At 65.0% G+C, this 20,398-nt stretch carries 15 protein-coding genes; 4 read left to right on the top strand and 11 right to left on the bottom strand.

The features are described from left to right. Positions 1 to 8: 8 nt before the first annotated feature. Positions 9 to 2,996, bottom strand: a complete 2,988-nt coding sequence (locus COCCU_RS03545) for a UPF0182 family protein (protein ID WP_197088425.1) — start codon at positions 2,994 to 2,996, stop codon at positions 9 to 11. Between the two features lie 84 nt (positions 2,997 to 3,080). Here COCCU_RS03545 and COCCU_RS03540 point away from each other — a divergent pair, with 84 nt between their 5' ends. Next, the gene (locus tag COCCU_RS03540; protein ID WP_156230252.1) at positions 3,081 to 3,608 is read left to right on the top strand and encodes a PPA1309 family protein; all 528 of its coding nucleotides are present in this window, start codon (positions 3,081 to 3,083) and stop codon (positions 3,606 to 3,608) included. Positions 3,609 to 3,676: 68 nt separating this feature from the next. Further along, entirely contained in the window at positions 3,677 to 4,384 is a 708-nt protein-coding gene (locus COCCU_RS03535) for a hypothetical protein (protein WP_407924160.1), read from the top strand. Positions 4,385 to 4,386: 2 nt separating this feature from the next. On the opposite strand, the gene COCCU_RS03530 is transcribed toward COCCU_RS03535, so the two are convergent. Continuing rightward, complete coding sequence (locus tag COCCU_RS03530) at positions 4,387 to 5,439, bottom strand: YlbL family protein (protein ID WP_156230250.1); 1,053 nt, start codon at positions 5,437 to 5,439, stop codon at positions 4,387 to 4,389. Positions 5,440 to 5,520: 81 nt separating this feature from the next. Here COCCU_RS03530 and COCCU_RS03525 point away from each other — a divergent pair, with 81 nt between their 5' ends. Then, the gene (locus COCCU_RS03525) at positions 5,521 to 6,882 is read left to right on the top strand and encodes a zinc-dependent metalloprotease (RefSeq protein ID WP_156230249.1); all 1,362 of its coding nucleotides are present in this window, start codon (positions 5,521 to 5,523) and stop codon (positions 6,880 to 6,882) included. On the opposite strand, the gene COCCU_RS03520 is transcribed toward COCCU_RS03525, so the two are convergent. After that, positions 6,879 to 7,376 (bottom strand): M48 metallopeptidase family protein, encoded by a 498-nt coding sequence (locus COCCU_RS03520; RefSeq protein ID WP_156230248.1) that lies wholly within the window; start codon positions 7,374 to 7,376, stop codon positions 6,879 to 6,881. The two genes, COCCU_RS03525 and COCCU_RS03520, sit on opposite strands and share 4 nt — an antisense overlap. A 46-nt stretch (positions 7,377 to 7,422) precedes the next feature. Here COCCU_RS03520 and COCCU_RS03515 point away from each other — a divergent pair, with 46 nt between their 5' ends. Further along, positions 7,423 to 8,253, top strand: a complete 831-nt coding sequence (locus tag COCCU_RS03515) for a hypothetical protein (RefSeq protein WP_156230247.1) — start codon at positions 7,423 to 7,425, stop codon at positions 8,251 to 8,253. On the opposite strand, the gene COCCU_RS03510 is transcribed toward COCCU_RS03515, so the two are convergent. From COCCU_RS03510 to COCCU_RS03475, 8 genes are read right to left on the bottom strand one after another with little or no spacing between them, the layout of a single operon-like run. Then, positions 8,247 to 10,307 (bottom strand): ATP-dependent DNA helicase UvrD2, encoded by a 2,061-nt coding sequence (locus tag COCCU_RS03510; protein ID WP_156230246.1) that lies wholly within the window; start codon positions 10,305 to 10,307, stop codon positions 8,247 to 8,249. The genes COCCU_RS03515 and COCCU_RS03510 overlap by 7 nt on opposite strands. Positions 10,308 to 10,317: 10 nt before the next feature. Beyond that, the gene (locus COCCU_RS03505; RefSeq protein WP_156230245.1) at positions 10,318 to 11,049 is read right to left on the bottom strand and encodes an NAD(+) diphosphatase; all 732 of its coding nucleotides are present in this window, start codon (positions 11,047 to 11,049) and stop codon (positions 10,318 to 10,320) included. Then, positions 11,046 to 12,113: a potassium channel family protein gene (locus tag COCCU_RS03500; RefSeq protein WP_156230244.1), complete on the bottom strand. Its 1,068-nt coding sequence runs from the start codon at positions 12,111 to 12,113 to the stop codon at positions 11,046 to 11,048. The genes COCCU_RS03505 and COCCU_RS03500 overlap by 4 nt, the downstream gene beginning before the upstream one ends. Before the next feature lie 29 nt (positions 12,114 to 12,142). Further along, positions 12,143 to 15,397 (bottom strand): ATP-dependent helicase, encoded by a 3,255-nt coding sequence (locus COCCU_RS03495; protein ID WP_156230243.1) that lies wholly within the window; start codon positions 15,395 to 15,397, stop codon positions 12,143 to 12,145. Next, positions 15,390 to 18,470: an ATP-dependent helicase gene (locus COCCU_RS03490; protein ID WP_156230242.1), complete on the bottom strand. Its 3,081-nt coding sequence runs from the start codon at positions 18,468 to 18,470 to the stop codon at positions 15,390 to 15,392. The genes COCCU_RS03495 and COCCU_RS03490 overlap by 8 nt, the downstream gene beginning before the upstream one ends. A gap of 3 nt (positions 18,471 to 18,473) precedes the next feature. After that, entirely contained in the window at positions 18,474 to 19,271 is a 798-nt protein-coding gene (locus COCCU_RS03485) for a TIGR02569 family protein (RefSeq protein WP_156230241.1), read from the bottom strand. Next, positions 19,268 to 20,128 (bottom strand): DUF3152 domain-containing protein, encoded by an 861-nt coding sequence (locus tag COCCU_RS03480; RefSeq protein ID WP_156230240.1) that lies wholly within the window; start codon positions 20,126 to 20,128, stop codon positions 19,268 to 19,270. Before COCCU_RS03480 ends, COCCU_RS03485 begins: the two co-directional genes overlap by 4 nt. A gap of 22 nt (positions 20,129 to 20,150) precedes the next feature. Continuing rightward, entirely contained in the window at positions 20,151 to 20,378 is a 228-nt protein-coding gene (locus COCCU_RS03475; RefSeq protein ID WP_156230239.1) for a DUF3107 domain-containing protein, read from the bottom strand. Between the last annotated feature and the right edge of the window lie 20 nt (positions 20,379 to 20,398).

Raw genomic sequence — 20,398 nt, 5'->3', positions numbered from 1 at the left:
GACGTTCCTTACTGGGAAACCAGGCTCTGGTAGTCCTCGATGGCCGCATCCAGTTCATCCAGGGCACGACCATATTCCTCATTGCTTCCGGAACGGGCGGACTCAAGACCACTGAGGGCGTCGTTGATGCGACTGATGGCATCACCCTCGGTGCCGCTACCGCTGGCCGGCGGGGTGGCCGCCTCATCGGTTTCCGGGGCCTGCGCCTCAGTCTCATCCGGCTCGGTGGCCTCCGAATCAACCGTGATGTCCTCCGCCTCCTCGAGATCCTGGGCGGCACGCGGGTCAATCTTCACCTGCGCCAGTGCCTCGGAGATGGTCGGTGCGTAACCGACCTCACCCTTGTAGGAGACGAGTACGCGCAGCAGCTTGGGGAAGGCCGAGGCCTGATCCTTACGCTGGGAGTAGATCGGCTCAACGTAGAGGATCTCTCCCCCACCGACCGGCAGGGTCAACAGGTTGCCGTTCTGCAGCTGGTTGGTGCCCTCCCAGAGGGTACGGTCCCGGGCGATCTCATCAGAGGACATCATGACGTCCTGTGCCTGACGGGGGCCCTGGGTCTGGGTGTTGGTGGGCAGCACGCGGACGGTGATCTGGCCGTAGTTGTCCGGATCAGAGGTGACCGTCATGTGCGCGGAGAGGAACTCTCGGTTCAGACCACGGTAGGGGGTGATCAGCTGGAAGCTGGCGTCATTTTCCTCGGTGGCCGGGTCATCAGCGACGATGTAGTACGGCGGCTGGTTCAGCGAGTTCGCACCATCCGGGGAGGTGGGGTCGCTGGGCACGGACCAGAAGGCGTCGTTGGTGAAGAAGACGCCCGGGTCGCTGACGTGGTAGCGGGCCAGCAGCTCTCGCTGGACCTTGAAGAGGTCCTCCGGGTAGCGCATGTGTTCGCGCAGTTCATCGGTGATCTCGGACTCCGGGTTCACGGTGTCCGGGAAGACTCCCATCCATGCCTTGAGGATGGGATCCTCGGTGTCGAACTCGTAGAGCTCCACGGAACCGTCATAGGCGTCCACAACTGCCTTGACGGAGTTGCGGATGTAGGAGACCTCATCGGTGATCAGACGCTGGGTGGTGCCGTCCGGGTTGAGGGCGTCCTCGGTGGCTGCGGTCAGGGAGGTCCGCTCCGAGTAGGGCAGGCTGTCGAGGGTGGTGTAGCCGTCGACGATCCACTTGATGCGGCCGTCCACCACTGCCGGGTAGGTCTTGGAGTCGGTGGTCAGCCAAGGGGCGACCTTTTCCACACGTTCCCGGGGGTCACGGTCGTAGAGGATCTGCGACTCGGATCCGACCCGGTCGGAGAGCAGCAGGTTCATTTCCTGGTAGCGCAGGGCGTAGGCGGCACGGTTGAAGAGATTGCCGAGGCTGACTCCGCCGTCACCGCTGTAGGTGTAGCTGGAGTTGTCGGTGTCGTACTCGACCGGGCCGCTGCCGTTGGCGCCGACGATGGCGTAGTCCGCCCCATCGGTTGCGGAGGCGATGACCGGGCCGTAGTAGATGCGAGGCTGGTCCACTGCCATACCGAGTGCTTCAGCTTCGGCACGCAGCTCATCATTGTTCATGGTAGACAGGTCCGCGACGATATACTCCGGGTAGCCACCTCGGGTGGATCCGACATCACGGGCAACTTCATCGACCTTGTTGGCCGGGGCGGTCACCAGGCCATTGCCGTGGGTGTACACGGTGTGGCGGTTGATCCAGTCGCGCTGGTTGTCCTGCAGGGAGTTGGGGTCCATCTCACGGGCCGCCACCACGAAGTCACGGAGCTCGCCGTCGACCATGTAGCGGTCCATGGCGAGGGTCTCGGGGAAGCCGTAGAAGTTTCGCAGCTGCTGCTGCTGGGTGAAGGTCGGTGAGAGAATCTCCGGGTCGAGCAGGCGGATATTGGAGACGGTGGCCTCATCCGCTGCGACGGCATCGTTGGAGGCACCTTCAGCACCCCAGTTATCGAGGTAGTTGACATCCTCCCCGGTCAGTCCGTAGGCGTAGCGGGTGGACTCGATATTGCGGGCGATGTACTCGGATTCCTTCGCCGCACGGTTCGGGTCAACGGAGAAGCGCTCCAGCAGGATCGGCCAGGCGGTGCCGATCACCAGGGAGCTGAGCACCAGCAGAACGGTGGCCAGGGCGGGGATCCGCAGGTCCTTGATCACAACCGCAGAGAAGAAGGCGACGGCGACCACGGCGGCAATGACCATCAGGATGATCTTGGCCGGCAGCACCGCGTTGATATCGGTGTAGGACGCACCGGTGAAGGTCTGGTTACGTCCCTGCAGCAGGTCATAGCGGTCCAGCCAGTAGCCGGCGACGCGCAGCAGCATCCACAGGCCGGCGGTGATGGCCAGCTGGACCCGGGCGGGGCGGGAGATCGAGCCCTTGACACCGAGTGCCTGGTTGCCGATCCGGATTGCACCGGTCAGGTAGTGGCCGACCAGGGAGATGAGGAAGGCGATGACCAGGAGGGTGGAGAAGGTTTCCAGCAGCAGTCGCAGCGCCGGCAGGGTGAAGGCGTAGAAGCCCAGATCCAGATTGAACTGCGGGTCGGTCTGACCGAAGGGCTGTCGGTTGAAGAACATCAGCACGGTGCGCCAGGTGCCCTGGCCGATGAAGCCGGAGAAGATGCCGACGACCACCGGCAGACCGATGAGCACCGCCTTCACGGAGCGTTCGATCATGACGCGGTACTGGTGGATCGGCGAGTTCGGATCCTCAGAAAGGATGTCCCGGGGCCGGTTTTTCCAGGTGAACCAGGCAGCTGCCCAGATGATCACGCCGGAAATGATGCCGAAGACGAAGAAGAGGACGATCCGGGTGAGCACGACCGTGGTGAAGACACCGCGGAAATCGATCGAACCGAACCACTGCCAATCGGTGTAGACACCGACGAAAACCGGCGCCAGGATTACCAGTGCCGCAACGACACCTATGATCCAGCTGAGTATTCGTGTCGATCTTTTCATTGCGGGTGAGGGTTGTGAAAGGCCGGAAGCCACTTCAACTCCTTATAAATGGGGATACCGGGGTATTCTCCCACCTTACGGTTTTTATATCCCATTTGACGAACAAGGAAAGCGAAAATGACTTCTCCAGAACTTAATGAACAGGCATTGAACCGCGCGATGCTGGAGGCGGTGGACTTTGTCCACGCCGAGGGATGGGACGCCGCCCCCACTCTTTTCGCTCTGGTTCCTTATCACCTTCTGAGCGATCAATTAGATGATAATGAGGATTCTCCGCTGACCCTGGTGGTCCAGGACAACCTCCCCGACAACCTCGAGGCGGGCTCCGAGGCCCTGGCCGACTATGTCTCCCGTATCGCCTGGCCGACGCAGGTGGTGGGCGCGGTCCTGGCTCAGGAGATCCGTTTCCGGGACACCAGCGGGGATGGCACTCCCCGCCCGGCACGACTGTTTTCCGGGGTGCTGCGCTCCAAGCCGGAGCTGACGCTGCTGCAGCTGCGCCCCACTGAGGAAGAGATCGCGGAGCGGGGTCCCTTCGCCGAGGATGAGGTGGAGCTGCGTGGCGGTCCCACGGTGGCCCCGGGGGTGATCGCTGCGCTGCGTTATGGCCTGGAGCTGGATCCGGCCGAGTTCGACCTGGACTAGTCGCGGGGTATTAGACTGGTCGAAAAGCATAACCAGTTCTCAGGACTAGAATTCTCTGGAGAGGCCTCATCGTGTCAGTCTTCCGCCACCGCTTCGCCCGTCTAGCCTTCGCCGTGGCTGCTGTCCCGGTGTTGGGGCTGGGGCTGGCCGCCTGCGGCGGGGAGGAGACCCCACCGGCGGAAACCACGGCCACGGCCACCTCAACTGAATCCGATACTGCCCCCAGCAGCAGCACCCTCACCAGTACGGAAACCGGGACCACCCCGGAGTCGACAACCCGGAGCACCACCTCGGGTCAGGAGAACACCACCACACAGCGGACCTCGGAGGGCAGCCTGGATGAAAGTGTGACGGAGGTGGCCGAGAGCTTCGCTTCCCTGGCCCCCGCCTCCCTTTTCGCCCAGTTTGATGCCTGCAGCCCCAGCGGCCTGGAGGATTCCTGGCAGTGTTCCGGTTCGAAGGTGGGCCAGTTCCAATTCTTCACTGGTTCCGCGAAAGCTGCCTCGACCACGCAGTTGTTGACTGAGCTGCGTTCTTCCCGGGTGGTGGAGGACACCGGTGTCCGGGTGGTGGGGTGGTCGACGCTGGGTACCACGGCGGTGATCACGGTCGTCGATAATGATCGTGGTCTGGTGATGCAGCAGATGATCAGCTCCGATCGGGAGGATCCGGAGGATCTGATCTATGAGCTGGGTCTGGCGGATCGTCCCGCCGAGTCCACCACCTCTTCTCCCGCGGGTTCCGCCACCACAGCCGGAACCATCGAGGAAGCCTAGAACTATTCGCAGGTGATGTAGTCCCCGCCGTTGGCGTAGGCATCCATCTGATCGATGGCCTCCCGCAGACTGTCCACCTTGAGGATGATCAGCTCGCCGTGCCCCCGGCTGGTGGCCTCGGCGCAGTTCGCGCTGGGGGCGAGGAATACCTCAGCCCCGATGTCCTCGGCGGCGGCCACCTTGTGCACGATGCCGCCGATCGGCCCGACACCGCCATCCTCGTCGATGGTGCCGGTGCCGGCGACGAAGTGGCCCCCGTTGAGTTCCCCGGGACTGAGCTTATCGACGACCGCGAGAGAGAACATCATGCCCGCGCTGGGGCCCCCGATGTCCTCGAGGTTGTATTCGACCTCCACCCCGGTGGCCGAGGCGGAGGACATGGTGATGCCGAGGAAACCGACCGCGGCGTCCTGGGGGTGTTCACCCAGTTCAATGTCGAGGGTCTGCTCCTCCTCGCCGCGCCGGATCGCCAGGGCGACGCTCTCCCCGGGGGCCTTGCCCAGCACGGCGCTGCGCACCTGACCAGGTTCGGAGACCTCATTGCCGTCGACGCTCAAGATCACATCCCCGGGCTCGACGAGCCCCTCGGCAGCCACTCCCTCCAGCACCCCGGCGACCTCCACCTGCACGGGCAGGCCGAGGTAGTTCATGGCGGCGACGGTGGCGGCGGCCTCAGAGGTGGAGAAGGCGATCTCATTGCTTTCCCGGACCTCCTCCGGGGAGAGGTTGGGCGGGAATACCTGTTCCAGGGGGACGAGGGTGTCACCGGTGGTCAGCCAGCGTCCGATGACCTGCGGCAGGGTCATACCGCTGCGGACAGAGACGGTGGTCATGTTGAGGTTGCCGGCGACCTCGTCGATCTCGGCCCCGCTGATCTCCACCACTTCCTCCCCCTCAACATCTCCCAGGGTGTTGAAGGTCGGTCCGGGGCCCTCCGCGGCATAGGGCACCGTCAGGCTGATGTCTGTCCCGGGGATGGACTCGAAGGAGACGAGTCCGGTGAGCAGGACTACGGGGACAGCTCCCCAGATCAGGGTTCGGCTTCGGCGTGACACCTCACTGAGGTTACCCTTGTTCGCTCAGAGCGTTAGTAATCCCGTGGCTCTAAGGGGTCCCGGCCTTGTAGATTAAATGGTATGAACTCCAATGGATTCGGCTTTCACTTCGGCAATGATGACAACGACGATGAACGTCGTGACAACCAGAACCCCTTCGGCGGGTTCGGATCCGGCGGGTTGGGCGACATGCTCAACCAGTTCGGGCAGATGCTTTCGGGGATGGGTTCCTCGATGAACTCCCCCGAGGGTGCCGGCCCGGTCAATTATGCCCTGGCAGAGCGAATCGCCCGGCAGCAGATCGGCAAGATTGATCCGGTCCGTGAGCAGGACACCAAGGCAGTGGCGGATTCGGTGCGTCTGGCTGAGCTCTGGCTCGATGACGCCACCATTCTCCCCACCTCGGATGCCACGGTGGAGACCTGGAACGCCGAGGATTACCTGAGCAAGACCATGCCGATGTGGAAGCGGCTGGTGACCCCGGTCGCGGAGCACATGAATGAGGCCCAGCTGGAGTCCCTGCCGGAGGAGGCCCGTCAGATGATGGGTCCGATGCTGCAGATGATGAACCAGATGTCGGGCATGAACTTCGGCATGCAGCTGGGTAATGCGCTCGGTGATCTGGCGGCCCAGTCACTCACCGCCTCTGATTTCGGTCTTCCGGTGGCCCCCAACGGCACCATCGCGGTGCTGCCGAAGCATGTTGCGCAGATCTCCCAGGATCTCAATGTCGGTTCCCAGGATGTGCTGGTCTATATCTGCACCCGGGAAGCCGCCCGCCAGCGACTGTTCAAGCATGTGCCCTGGCTGGTGGAGCGCCTGGTCTCCTCCGTGGAGGAATATGCCGTCGGCCTGGTCATCGACACCTCCCACATTGAGGAGGCGACGCGTTCCCTGAACCTGGAGTCCGGTGATCCAGCCGCCATCCAGGAGGCGATGTCCCAGCTGCAGAACATGGATCTCTCCCCGAAGATCTCCTCCCGTAACGCCGGTGCGGTCACCCGCCTGGAGACCCTCCTGGCCCTGGTGGAGGGTTGGGTGGAGTTCGTGGTCACCAAGGCGATGGGTGAGCGGATCCCCACCACCAATGCCCTGAATGAGGCGTGGCGTCGCCGCCGTGCCACCGGGGGTTCCGCCGAGCAGGCCTTCGCCAAGGTCGTCGGCATTGAGTTCGCCGCCCCGAAGGTCGCCGAGGCGATGGAGCTGTGGCGTCGGGTGGATCAGGCGGTGGGTCAGCAGCGTCGTGACGCGGTCTGGGATCACCCGGACTTCCTGCCGGCAGCCGGTGACCTGGATAAGCCCGCCCAGTTCATCGATGGTCTGCTTGATGACGGTGAGGTCGATGGTTTCGACCCGATCGCCGAGATCAACCGCCTTGAAGAGATGCTCAAGGAACAGGACGAAGACAAGAAGGACGAAGACGACAAGGACGGCGAAAACTAGCCGAAACGCTGGTAGGCCTCCAGGTAGCCCTTGGCGCGTTCCGCCTGGGGCACCTTATCCGCCCATTCCCAGAACTCGGGGGTGTGCCCACCGCTGATGAAGGTGTGGGTGAGTTCGTGGACGATCACCGCATCCAGGACATAGTCAGGCACCTTGCGGAGCCGATCGGAGAGCCGGATATCGGCGGTGGCGAGGGAACAGGATCCCCAGCGCTGCTGCTGGTTGGACACGAAACGGATCGAACCGATCCGGGCCTGCCCGCGCAGCACCTGCCGGTTGAGTTCCTCGGCCCTGACCAGCAGCTGCTCATCTGAGCTGCGGCTGGAGGTGGTTTTGCGCTGCACCTTGGCCACCAGGTCGGCCACCACCTGCTGCTCATCCGCCTGGCTCATGCGGGCGGGGATCCGAACCTCGATCTTCTCCCCCACCAGCCGGGCCTGGGCGGTGCGAGTGCGCCTGGTGGAGCGGATCACTTCAATTTCCGGGGATGCCATGACACCTGAGTCTAACTGTGGTGCAATGACTTCCCGGGGGGAGGATATGGATGAACTGATGTTGGCGCCGGGGGCGCATGTTTTCCTCAGGGGTGCAGGTGCCCTGCAATTCGGGGTGGATGCCACCCGGGCGGGGGTCATTGAGACGGAGAAGGCCCCGGGGTTGGCCACCACGATGCTGGCGGCCCGACAGCCGGTCAAGGCCCGGGAGCTGGAGCGGCGGATCAACGCGCTGGGTTTCTCACCCGCGGCGTCGAAAAGCATCCTGGCGGACCTGGTGGCCTACCGGATTCTCATCCGCCCGCCCGGGGGCACCCTGATCATGCTGGGACGCAGCCCCCTGGCACAGCAGGCCAGGGCATTGGCGGAGGCCGCGGGAATTTCGGTGCGCGCCCCCTTACGCGGCGAATCGGAATATTCCTATCTCTCCCATGCGGAGGTGGAGGCGCCGGTGCTGGTGGTGGATCGGCTGGCACATTCGCGCACCATGGCTCCCCTGCTCGCCCGTTTCGCCCACACCTGGGTGCCGGCGGCGATCCTGGATGGGCGGGGGCTGATCGGTCCGTTACGCATCAAGGGCCGGGGCCCCTGCCCGATGTGTCTGGATCTGCACCGCGCCGAGACCGATGGACGGTGGTATCCCACGCTCAGCCAGCTTCCGGGTGGCCCACCCCGCCCGGATCCGCTGACCCTGGCCGCCACCGCAGCTAAACTCATCGCCCTGGCGCAGCGTCTCAGCGGCCGGGATCTGACCCCACCCGGCGCGCCCCGCACTTCTCTTTCGCCGGGTCTCATCCTGGAGGTTGATCCTCATAGTGAGGATTCTTCCGGGGTGTTGGAGCCGCATCGTCGTTGTCCGGTCTGCTGGTATTACTGAAGTTCGGCGAGGAGGCGGAGCAGCTCGGTCCCGTATTTCTCCACTTTCACCGGTCCGATGCCGGAGATGTCGAGTAGTTCGGTTTCGGTGGTGGGCATGGCTTCTGCCACGGCCATGAGGGTGGCGTCGGTGAAGACGATGTAGGCGGGTACCTGCATTTCGCGGGCCATTTCGGAGCGCCAGGAACGGAGTTCCTCGAAGATTCCTTCATCGGCGTCGGAGCCGCAGTCTTCGCAGCGTCCGAGGACTTTTGAGGTGGCACTGTCCAGGGGCTGGCCGCAATTGCGGCAGCGTTTGGGGCGCACACTCCGGGGCGGGACCTGGGTGATGTCGGGTTCGGGGACCACACCGTCGAGGAAGCGGGTGCGTTTGCGGGATTTGCGGCCCCCTTCCTGTCGGGCGAAGGACCAGGAGCAGTGGAGGTGTTCCCGGGCTCGGGTGACACCGACGTAGAAGAGGCGGCGTTCCTCTTCGATCTGGTGGTCGCCAGCTTTGATGGCGTGGCTGATGGGCAGGGTGTTCTCCACCAGGCCGACCAGGAAGACGGCGTCCCATTCCAGGCCTTTGGCGGCGTGGAGGGAGGCCAGGGTGACGCCTTCCACGGTGGGTGGGTGTTTGGCGTCGGCTCTTTCGCGTAGTTGTTTGAGCAGCATGTTCAGGTTCAGGTCGGGGCTGGCCTGGCCGAGTTCTTCCACGAGTTCAACCAGGGCGTTGAGGGATTGCCAGCGTTCCCGGGCCTGGGCGCCCTCGGGTTCGGTGGGGGTCAGTCCCATGGGGGCGAGTATCGCCCGGACCAGGCGGTGCAGTTGGGGGCCCACGGCTTCCTGGGGCAGGTCGTCGCGGGCGGCGGCGCGTACCAGTTCGCTGATGGCCTGTTTGACTTCATTCCGGTTGAAGAAGCCTTCTCCGCCGCGGACCTGGAAGGTGATCCCGGCATCGGCGAGGGCTTGTTCGAAGACGGCGGATTGGGCGTTGATGCGGTAGAGCACGGCAATTTCGGAGGCTGGTGTCCCCTGGTCCAGGAGGTTGAGGATCTGCCCGGCCACTTCGCGGGCTTCGGTGGGTTCATCATCGTAGGCGTTGAAGGTCGGCTGGGGTCCGGGTGGGCGCATGCCGATGAGTTCGAGGCGGGTGCCGGCCACCCTGCCGGTGGCTTTGCCGATGACGGTGTTGGCCAGGTCGGTGATCTGTGGGGTGGAGCGGTAGTCGCGCTGCAGCTTGACGACGGTCGCGTTCTCGTAGGTACGGGAGAAGTTCAGCAGGTGGTCGGGGCTGGCGCCGGTGAAGGAGTAGATCGTCTGGTTGGCGTCCCCGACCACGGTGAGGTCATCACGTTCCCCCAGCCAGGCCTGGAGTACCCGCTGCTGCAGCGGGGTGACGTCCTGGTACTCATCGACGACGAAGGTGCGGTACTGTTCGCGGAATTCCTCGGCGACCGCCGGGGAGTGTTCCAGGGCACCGGCGGTGTGGATGAGCAGGTCATCGAAGTCGAGCATCATGCCGTCCGGGGTGGTTTTGGCCTGCTCATAACGACGGTAGACCTCGGCGACCTTCTCGGCTGGCACGGGTGGGGTCCGGTCGGTCCGAATGATCGCCTCGGGGTACTGGTCGGCGGAGATCAGGGAGGCCTTGGCCCATTCGATTTCGCTGAGCAGGTCCCGGATATTTTCCGTTTCACTGCCCACTCCCACGGCCCGGGCGGCCCGGCCGATGAGCGGGAATTTATTGTCCAGCAGTCGCCAGGGCAGATCCCCGGCCACCTGGGGCCAGAAGTAGCGAAGTTGGCGGCGGGCGGCGGCGTGGAAGGTACGGGCCTGTACTCCCCCGACCCCCATGAGGTTGAGGCGGTGGCGCATCTCCCCGGCCGCCCGGGAGGTGAAGGTGACGGCCAGTACCCGGTTGGGGCTGACGAAGCCCTGCTCGATGAGGTGGGCGATGCGGTAGGTGATGGTGCGGGTTTTGCCGGTTCCCGCGCCGGCGAGAATGCACACCGGGCCGCGCGGTGCGGTGGCCGCGACGCGCTGGTCGGAGTCCAGGTCCTCGAGGTTGAGCATGTGGTCCTTTCTAGTGACGGCCAAGCCAGTCGGTGATCATGTGGTGGGCAATGGAACCGGCGCTCGGCAGTGGCAGCTTCGCAATGTCCGACGGCCCCGCCCAGATGATCTCGGCGAGTTCCCCGTCGGTGGGTGCGGTGGCCTCAATGTCTGTGGTGGTGGCGTGGAAGCCGATCATCAGTGATCCGCTCGGGGGCCAGGGTTGGCTCCCCCAGTACTGGATCTTTTCCGCCCGCCGGCCGGTTTCCTCCATCACCTCGCGGGCAAAGGCCTGCTCGAGGCTCTCGCCGGGGTCGACGTAGCCGGCGATCAGGGAGAAAAAATCATGATGGACATTGCGCCCCAGCAGGATCTGGTTCTCCCCGGCCAATTCGACGATGCCGATCACGGCCGGATCAATGCGGGGGAAGAGCAGCTTGGTGGCCCCACCCCGGGCGACCACCCCATCCTCGTCATAGGTCAGTGGGGTGCCGTCGGCCGGGTCGAAGCGGAAATTATCGCGGTGCCGCAGGATCGCCGCCGCCCGGGCCAGTTTGGGGTTCCCGATGAATTCCAGCCCGTCGGCGATCTCCCCGCCGAATTCCTCGGCCTGGTGGTCGATGAAGCCTGGGCCGACCCGCACCGCCCAGGTCTCGGCGTCGATACGCACCGCCTCCCCACCGTGGGGGCGGCTGACCAGCAGGGGCGCACCCCCGGTGAGGACATAGCGGTTCCGGGCGTCGAGGCACAGGTAGCCGCTCATGACTGCCCCCCGCTGACCCGCCGGATATAGAGCAGCCGGTCCCCGGGTTCCACGCTTTCCGCCTCGGGGGAGTCAATACGGTAGAGCTCCCCGGAGCGGACCACGCCGAGCACGATATCGGCCAGGTGGCGGGGGTTGGCACCCACCTCATCCTCACCGATGGGGCGCTCCGCCACGGAGAAACCGTCATCCGGGGAAAGCAGGTCCTCCATCATCTCCACCACGGTGGGTGCCACGGTGGCCAGGCCCAGCAGGCGGCCGGCGGTCTCCGAGGAGATCACCACCGAATCCGCACCGGACTGTTCCAGCAGATGCTGGTTCTCGGATTCACGCACACTGGCCACAATCATTGCGGAGGGTGCCAATTCGCGTACCGAGAGGGTGACCAGGACGGCGGTGTCATCGAGGTTGGGGGCCACCACCACGGCACGTGCCCGGTTCACCCCGGCGATCTTGAGCACATCAGCTTTGGTGGCGGACCCCTGGACGGTGACCAGGCCCTGGTGTTCGGCGCGGGCGAGCACCGACCGGTCCTCGTCGATGACGACGATATTGCCGGGTTTCACGCCGTCGGCAAGCAACGCGGAGACCGCGGAGCGTCCCTTGGTGCCGTAGCCGACGACGATGGTGTGGTTGCGCACTTTCTTCCTCCAGCGCTGGATCTGCAGTGAGCGTCGGGATTCCTCGGTCAGCACCGCCAGGGTGGTGCCGACCAGCAGAACCACGAAGGCGATGCGGATCGGGGTGACGATGATGATGTTGATCAGCCGGGCTGATTGGGTGACCGGGGTGATGTCGCCATAACCGGTGGTGGACAGGGACACCGCCGAATAGTAGAGCGCATCAATGAAGGTCAGTTCCTCAGAGTAGCCCGCCTGGTCGACATAGACGATGATGGCGACGGCGAGCAGCAAGCCCAGGGCATAACCCAGCCGACGCAGGATCAGCCACCAGGGGCCGATCCGTCGGGGACCGGGAATCCGGATGACCTCCAGCAGGGCATGGTCCGGCAGGTCACTGAGTTCCCCTTCGCTGCGGAACCGTTCCCGGATTCTGGAACGCATCTTTAAGTTCTCCTTCTCGCCGGTTGCCCCTAAACTCTAGTGCTCCCCTGTTCGATCAGTGCCGCCAACTCGGCCGCATCCGGAATGACATCTGGTTCAAAGGTGTGGTTCTGCCCCACATAGTGGAAGGCGGCCCGCACCTGAGGCGCAGGTTCCCCCTCCCGGGTGCGCAGCTGCGCCCAGGCCAGACGGTAGACCGCCAGCTGGATGATCGCCGCCCGCATCTCCGGCCCGCTCGGGGGCTGACCGGTCTTCCAGTCCACCACCAGCCACTCATCACCCTGCCGGAAGACGGCATCCATCCGGCCCCGCACCACACGATCCCCGATGGACACCTCGAAGGGCTGCTCCACGAACTCCGGGGTGCGTTCCGCCCACTGGCTGTCCAGGAAGGCATCCTTGAGGTGCACCAGTTCCGCGGAACTGACCTCCTCCTCCCCCAGGCCCGGCAGCTGGTCCTCATCCAGCAGGGCGGTGGCCCCGAAACGGTCCTCCAGCCACTGGTGGAAGGCGGTACCCCGCTTGGCGTAGGTGTTGGGTTTGAAGGGCACCGGGCGGCGCATCCGCTTGGCGAACTGCTCCGGGTTATTCTTCAACGCCACCAGGTCCGTGGCCGTCAGCTCCCTGGTCAGCGGCACCTTGACCTCAGCGGCGGACAAGGCCTCATACTCCTCGATCAGGGCGCTGGTCTCCCGCTCCCAGAGGTCGAAGAGCCCCCCGTCACTGGTGTGCCGGGGAATATCACGCAAGGCCTCATGAACCAGCTCCGCACCCTCCGCCACCCCCGGGGACACCTCCAGGTCGGGGAAATAACCTTCCGCCGGGGCAGGCAACTGCGGTGCCTCCCCCTCAGCATCTGTCCCCTCCCCGAACCAGGTGGCGGGCGGCACGATCTGGCGCAGGATCTCCAGGTTCTCATAGGGGTGGCAGGTGGTGCCGGTGTCACTGAGCTCGGAGGCGGACACCATCAGGGCCGACTCCGCCCGGGTGATCGCGACATAGAAAAGACGGGTATTCTCCTCCGCCTGTGCCTGGCGCACCTGCCCCAGATACTCCTTGCAGGCGAGCTCAAATTCCTTCCGGTTCTCCGCCCCACCCTCCAGCTGCGGGGAGGAGTCCGCATCACCACGCAGGGCCGCGGGGATCTCCTCCACCCGGGTCAACCAGGTCTCCGCCTTCGCCGAATAGGTGCGGTCATCGGCGTGCATCACCGCGACATGCCCCCACTCCAGGCCCTTGGCCTTGTGGACGGTCATGATCTGCACGCGGTCACTACGCACCGTGACCTCACCCGGATCCAGCCCCTTGTCACTGGCCTTGGCCTGCTCGAAATAGGTGAGCAGGCCGCGCAGGGTCGCCCCGGGGATCATGCCGAAAGCGGCGACCTCCTCCGCCAGACGATCCAGGTGGGTGGTGCTCACCGCCCCGTCACTGCCCGGTTCCTGGCGGGCCAGAACCTCGGTACGCACCCCGATCACATCCTCAATCTCCGCGAAGAGATCAGAGAGCGAATGGGAGAGATTACGGGTACGCAGGTGACGCAGCTCCGCGGCCAGCTGACGGAGCCGGAAATAACCGACGGGACTATAACGTTCCGGCTCCCCCAGGTCAGCGACGGCATCGGCTAAGCCGACCACCTCCTCCGGGTCGGCGGGAAGCGTCTCGGCGATGACATCCGCCAGCAGCTCGAGGGGATCCTCGGAGGAGGTGCGTTCCAGCGGCTCCCGGGTGGCCCGCCCCGCCAGGTTCGCGGCGCGCCGGGAAAGCGCGAGGATGTCCTTGGCACCGAGCCCCACATGCGGCCCGGCGAGGATACGCAGTGCGGCGCTGGTGTCCTGGGGTTTGACCAGCATGGTGGCCACCGCCACCACATCCGCCACCTCCGGCACATAGAGCAGGCCGGACAGGCCGACGATCTCATTGGGGATGCCGAGTTTGGTGAGCTCCTCGGCGATCAGCGGGGAGGAGGCGTTCTTGCGCACCAGCACCGCGCCGGTGAACTTCTTCCCGGCCGACTGTTGGGCGTGGAAATGCTCCGCCAACCAGTCAGCCACCGATTCCCTTTCCTTCACGGCGGTGTCATGGAATTCCAGGCGCACCTCACCGGCATCTGCCCCCGGGCGGGGTTCCAGGGGTTGGACGGTCCGCTTCTCGCCTTCCCCCAGCACCTCCCGGGACACCGCATTGGCCAGCTCCAGCACCTCCGGGGGGTTACGCCAGGAGATGGTCAGTTCCTTCTTCGGGGAGGGTGAGCCATCCGGCAGCGGGAAATCATGGACGAAGGCCTCCAGGTTCGCGGAGGTGGCACCACGCCAGCCGTAGATGGACTGCATGGGATCCCCCACCGCGGTGACCGTGAGACCCTCCTCCCCCGTGCCGAAGAGGCTACGCAGCAGCACCCGCTGGGAATGTCCGGTGTCCTGGTACTCATCGAGCATGATCACCCGGAAGCGACGACGCTGGGAGGCACCGACCTGGGGGTGGTTTTCCGCCAACCCGGCGGCCAGGCTCATCTGTTCCCCGAAGGTGATGACATTGCGGGCCTTGAGTTCCTGCTTCAGCTCCCTGACCAGGGGCAGGAAATCCAGGCGGTGCTGCTGGACATCCAGGTAACTCTGCATTTTCTGGGTCGGTTTATCAGCCTGGCGCGGCGCCTTGGGAAGATTCAGGAAATTATCCGTGAAGGCCAGGGATTCCTCCCCCAGTTCCTCCCAGTCGACCATGTGGTTGTCCAGCTCCCCGCTGAACTGCAGGAGCTTATCGATGACCGTGGCCTCGGTGTTGCCGAGATCCAGGCGACCGCGGTACTCCCGGACCAGGCCGGCGGCGATCTGGTACTGCTCGGTGGCGGTGATCAGCCGGGCGGAGGGCTCCACCTGGGCGAGCAGACCATATTCCCGGATCAGTCTTCCGGCATAGGAGTCATAGGTGGACACCGTCGGGGTGATGGCCTGCAGATCGCGGGTGAGTTTGCCGCTGGGATCCAGGTCCCGAAGCTTGGGGATGCCGGCGAGCACCTCCAGGCGTTTGCGGATGCGCTGGCTCAGCCCCTGGGCTGCCTTTCTGGTGAAGGTCAGGCCAAGGATCTGGTCCGGGGTGGCAAAACCATTGGCCACCAGCCACACCACCCGGGCCGCCATGGTCTCGGTCTTGCCTGCCCCCGCCCCGGCGACCACCAGCAGGGGTCCCGGTTCAGCACCGATGATCTCCGCCTGCTGCGGGGTGGGGGCATGCTCCTGTCCCAGATACTTCGACAGCAGGACCGGGGAAATTAGCTCAGACATCGGTGCTCATCTTTCCTTCGCTCTGCACCGGGCAGATCGGTTTGAGGGGACAGTTCGGACAATTCGGGTTGATCCGGGCCAGCAACCGGGGTCCGCGGAGCTGATCCGCCAGGGCGGGCAGGGAGTCCGCAAGTTCCGCCAGTTCTTCCCTGGTCTTGGGGGCTTGTTGGCGCACCCCGGCTTTGCCATAGGCCGGGGCGGCGGGGAACACCAGCTCTGCCCCACCCACCGTTGCGGTGTCCTGGCCTGGGGCCGGGGCGGTGACACGGCCGTCGTTAAGCGCGCCCCGGCTCAGTGCCAGCTGGTAGACCGCCAGCTGGGCGTGATCCGCCATGGCCTTGTCGGAGGGTTTGTTCTTGCCGGTCTTGAAGTCGACGATGTGCAGCTCCCCGGCGGGATCCCGGTCGAGGCGGTCCATCCGCCCCCTGATCCTGACCTCATCGCTGATGGGCACATCCACCTCCACCTCCACCCCGAGGAGTTCATACCCCCCGGCGCGGGCCGCCACCCAGCGGGCGGTGGTGTCGATGAGCTGCTGCCAGGCCGCCAGTTCAAGTTCGCGTTGCCAGGCGGGCACCCGGATGAGGTTTTCATAGGCGGTGCTGACCAGTTCGGCGGCCCGATCCTGATCAGCTCCCCGTGCCAGGGCTTCCGCGAAGGCGTGGACGAGGCTGCCCTTGAGCATGTGGATGGGGGTTTCCTCCTCTTCCTCCACCCGGCTGAGCACGGCGTTGAGGGGGCAGTTCTGCAGTGCCTCTACCTTGGAGGGGGACAGTGGGATCTGTTCCCGGGTGTCCAGGAGTTCGTGTTCGGAGACCTCGGTGGTGGACCACCAGTGTTCGGGGGTGGCTCCCGGTACCCCGGCCGCAGCCAGGCGTGCCAGTTGGCGGGCGGCCTGGGAGCGGAAATCCTCACGCAGGTCGGGGTTGCTGACCGCGCGGCGGAGTTCCGCGATGAGCGAGGAGGTGGAGAGCACCCGCACCGCCGCGGAAATCTCATCATCGTCGGCGTTTTCCTCCGCCACGAGGGAGATGTGGTGGTGTTCCTCGGGTGGTTCAATCTCATCGAGGAAGCGGGAAGGTTCCAGCTCGGTGTCGGAGTCACTGGATTCCACGGCGGTGATCAGCAGTTCCCCGGTGGCCCGGGTGGCGGACATGTGGAAGAGGCGTCGTTCCTCCGCCAGCCGGTCCGCGGCGTGGGAGATGGGCAGGCCGGGGTCAATGTCGAGGTCGGCCAGGTCCACCAGTTCCTCCTGCCCGAAAAGGCTGCCGGTCTCCCCCAGTGAGGGCCAGGTGCCCTCCTGCACTCCGGCGATGACCACGGTGTGCCATTCCTGGCCGCCGGCCCCGTGGGCGGTCAGCAGATTCACCGCATCAGGTTCCACGCCGCGACGGTCCCGCACACCGGTGGGCAGTTCCTGCTCGGCGATGTGCCGGATGAAGGAGTCGATGCCGGCGGTGGGGCGGCGTTCGGCGTAGTCGCCGGCGGCGTCGAAAAGCGTCATCATGGCGTCCAGGTCACGGTCCGCCTGGGAGCCGGCGGCGCCCCCGCGCAGGCTGGCGGCCATGAGGCGGTCCGACAGGCCGGTGGCATCCCACAATGCCCAGAGCACCTCCTCCACCGACTGTCCCTCCGCCCGGGCGTGGTGTCCGGCCTGGAGGACCGTGCGGATCCGCTCCAGGATGTCCAGTTCACGTTCGGTGAGTTTCCCGCCCAGCTCACCCCGGTCGAAGGGGTAGTCCACGGCGATCATCTCCCGCAGCACATCAATGGCACGGCGGGAGAAGTCGAATTGGCGCAGGCCACGCAGGAGGCGACGCAGGGTGACCGGGTCGGCACCACCGATGGGGCCCAGCAGCAGGGATTCCAGGTCGGCAGCCGAAAGCTCGGTGGACAGGGCCCGGACACCCAGAATCATGCCGGCGACAATGGGTTGTTCCGAGAGCACCACATCGGTGGGGTTGAGGTGCACCGGTACCCCGGCGTTGAGCAGGGCGCGGCGGACCGGGCCGATCATGCCGGAGGAGCGCACGATCACCGCGATATCGCACCACTCCACGCCCTCCAGCAGGTGGGCGCGGCGGATGGTGTCAGCCACCAGGGCCTGCTGGCTGGCGCTGGTGTCGGTGATGGCGATTTTCCGGGTGGGCTCCCGGAAGGACTCCGCCAGCACCACCTCATGATCCACCGGAAATTTCTGCAGGAACTCAGGGTTCGCCCCGCGGAAGTGGAAGACGGACTGGGCGGGATCCCCACCGATGATGCTGAGCTGGGTCTGTTCCATCAGTCGGGCCAGCAGCTCCGCGGATTTGGGGTCCAGGTGTTGGGCATCATCAATGATCAGGGCCTTGATGCCCAGGTCCTGGGCCGGCAGTCGGAGGGCCGCGGTCACCAGTTCGGAAGCGCTGTAGCTCTGGGTGCCGGCCAGGGAGCTGACCTGCTCATACTCGCGGAGGAAATCCCCGGCCGCCGCCCAGACGGGACGGTCGAAACGCCGCCCCCACTCAATGAGCTCCTCAGGTCCCAGGCCGCGTTCAATGGAACGCAAGAGAAAGTCACGCAACTGGCGGGCGAAACCCACCATCTTCAACGCCGGGCGGTGCTCAGGGGGCCAGGTACCCCGCCCCTCCTCAGCATGCCCCTCCAGCAGTTCCCGGATCACCGCATCCTGCTCCGCGCCGGTGATCAGGCGGGCGGGGCGGTCCTGCCGCAGGAGGGCGAAAGCCAGGGAGTGGATGGAACGCACCAGGGAACCCTCGGACACATAATTGCCGTCCAACTGGGCGATCAGTTCGCGGCGCAGCCGAGAGGCGGACTCCTTGGCCGGGGTGATCACCATGATCTCAGCGGGATCCATCCCATCCCGGATCAGCTGGACCGTGGTGTCCACCAGCAGGCTGGACACCCCGGCACCCGCCACCCCGGTGACCCGCCACTTCCCGCGGGGTCCATCCAGGAGTGCCGCGGCGGGGCCGGACCATTCCCGCACCTTGGGTTGCTCAACCGTGGAAACCAGCCTGACCTGTAGTTTCGGTGGCGGGGCAAATCTTTCAGAAGGTGCGAAATCACTCATGCCCTACATTGTGGCAGACACCCGGGACATGAGAATCTCCGCGACCCGCGTCAGATCCGCAGACATGTTCGGTACCGCCTCCGGGTGGTACTCATGCACCAGCACCCGGTAGGTCAGGGCCCGCAGCAACAGTTGATCCAGGGCCGGGAGATGATCAAAACGGTCGATGATCCCACCATCCACCGCGCCGGCCAACAGACCGTCCACCATCACCAGGGCCGCGGAATAACCATGGGGGTGCGCCACCGCCACCAGATCAGTCACCGCCGGGGCCTGATAACCGGAGAAAATCGTGGTGGCCAGCAGATCAGCATGACAGACCTGGTCAGGGGCATCCACCGGATCCATCAGGGAGATCAACCGGGAGGCCAGATCATTGGGCCCGGGATACATGGCCCAGGCCTCCCGATCCGCCCGGGTGAAGGGATCCGTGCCACCACCCCGGGTGAAAGCCGGAATCTCCACCTCACTGAGCGCATCATCAAGCCGCAGGGCAGCATGAACCACCTCATCCACCCGGCGCGCCGGGGCACCGTCGATGTGGTTGGAGGCCCGCCAACCGGAGATCACATAGCGACCGTCGGTGGCGCGGATGGGGCGGGCCACCCGAAGTCCGGGGATCCGGAGTTTCTCCCGGGTCTTGGCGGACCAGGCGGCGGCATCAGCGGAGACGGCCCGGGAGAAAACGACATTTCCCACCAGCCAACCGTGATCCCAGGGGGCGCCGGCGGGATGGGGTGTTTCGGGCTCCACGTGGAAGCCCGACTGCACATGATCGGGCAGCTGCGGATTTTCACTCATGGCACCAGATTAGGGTAAGGCCAGGCATTCGCGATACAGCTCTGCCCATCATCCGGATAAACCTCCCCGGAATCCACCGCGAAAAGCTCCGAGTTATTCAGGCTCAGGGTCTGCTGCATCATGATCGGGGCAAGCTCCCCATCCGCACTGCAGGGCTCATGCCCGTAATAGCCCAGGCCGTGACCGACCTCATGGTTGATCAGGTACTGGCGGTAGGTGCCCAGATCCCCTTCAAAAGGTGCGGCACCCCGAACCCAACGGGACTCGTTGATCACCACCCGCTCACCGAAGGAGGTGTAGCAGCTGGTCTCCATGGCCAGGTCATGGCCACAGAGTTCATGGGTGGTGCCCACCGAAGTCAACTGGATCCTCATGGTGGGGTCCTGATCGGGTGCGACATGCTCGAAACGATAACGCGGATCAGCGGCCCAACCCATCGGATGGGCAAGCGTCGCATCGATGATGGCGGCCAACGCGTCATCACCGCCGATACCGGCGGTGTCCACCCCGTCCTCCACCTCGATGACGAAACGAACCACCTTCTCACTGCCTTCCCCCGCCACCATTCCCGGGTTACCGATCAGCCGGTAGGTGCCCGCACCTTCTTCGGTGAAGGAGCCACCCGGCGGCAACTCGGTGGGAGCAACCACCGGGGGATCACTCTCCGCCGGATCGGGCCCCTTCAACCGGGTCTCCGAAACACCCACCGGGTTCTTGTCCTCGGCGGAAGGGGTGACATCGGGGGTGCTGAAAATGTCGATCAACACCCAGACGGTGATCACCGCCAGGATCGGAATGGCGTAAGCCCGCCACCCCAGTTCACGGGTGTAGCGGACCCACAGGGCTTCTTCTGCCATCGCTAATTAAGACACCCTCAGTTTAAGCGCCGGCGAAGCCGACGGTGCGCGGAGTGGTGGTACCCACCTCGACATGGGCGATCTGGCCGACGTTGATGACGAACTTCGAGCCGTTGGTGTCCTCCAGCTCCAGGATGCCTTCCTCGGAAGCGAGGGCTGCCTTGACCTTCGAGGTCACCGCGTCCTGGGTCTCCTGGGTGCTGATGACCAGTTCGCGGGGGGACTGGGTGAAGCTGATCTTGATGTCCACGGGTATTCCTCTTTCACTAT

Source organism: Corynebacterium occultum (assembly GCF_009734425.1).
In the GTDB taxonomy this organism is placed as follows: Bacteria; Actinomycetota; Actinomycetes; order Mycobacteriales; family Mycobacteriaceae; genus Corynebacterium; species Corynebacterium occultum.
The sequence above is the reverse complement of the archived record's forward strand: the minus strand, read 5'-3'. Positions and strand labels throughout refer to the sequence as shown.

What these genes read in the sequence shown, in the direction of transcription:
- COCCU_RS03505 (WP_156230245.1), bottom strand. Translation starts at nt 11,049, where the DNA reads ATGAGCGGCTACCTGTGCCTCGACGCCCGGAACCGCTATGTCCTCACC.
- COCCU_RS03520 (WP_156230248.1), bottom strand. Translation starts at nt 7,376, where the DNA reads ATGGCATCCCCGGAAATTGAAGTGATCCGCTCCACCAGGCGCACTCGC.
- COCCU_RS03540 (WP_156230252.1), top strand. Translation starts at nt 3,081, where the DNA reads ATGACTTCTCCAGAACTTAATGAACAGGCATTGAACCGCGCGATGCTG.
- COCCU_RS03495 (WP_156230243.1), bottom strand. Translation starts at nt 15,397, where the DNA reads ATGTCTGAGCTAATTTCCCCGGTCCTGCTGTCGAAGTATCTGGGACAG.
- COCCU_RS03510 (WP_156230246.1), bottom strand. Translation starts at nt 10,307, where the DNA reads ATGCTCAACCTCGAGGACCTGGACTCCGACCAGCGCGTCGCGGCCACC.
- COCCU_RS03500 (WP_156230244.1), bottom strand. Translation starts at nt 12,113, where the DNA reads ATGCGTTCCAGAATCCGGGAACGGTTCCGCAGCGAAGGGGAACTCAGT.
- COCCU_RS03490 (WP_156230242.1), bottom strand. Translation starts at nt 18,470, where the DNA reads ATGAGTGATTTCGCACCTTCTGAAAGATTTGCCCCGCCACCGAAACTA.
- COCCU_RS03515 (WP_156230247.1), top strand. Translation starts at nt 7,423, where the DNA reads ATGGATGAACTGATGTTGGCGCCGGGGGCGCATGTTTTCCTCAGGGGT.
- COCCU_RS03480 (WP_156230240.1), bottom strand. Translation starts at nt 20,128, where the DNA reads ATGGCAGAAGAAGCCCTGTGGGTCCGCTACACCCGTGAACTGGGGTGG.
- COCCU_RS03485 (WP_156230241.1), bottom strand. Translation starts at nt 19,271, where the DNA reads ATGAGTGAAAATCCGCAGCTGCCCGATCATGTGCAGTCGGGCTTCCAC.
- COCCU_RS03525 (WP_156230249.1), top strand. Translation starts at nt 5,521, where the DNA reads ATGAACTCCAATGGATTCGGCTTTCACTTCGGCAATGATGACAACGAC.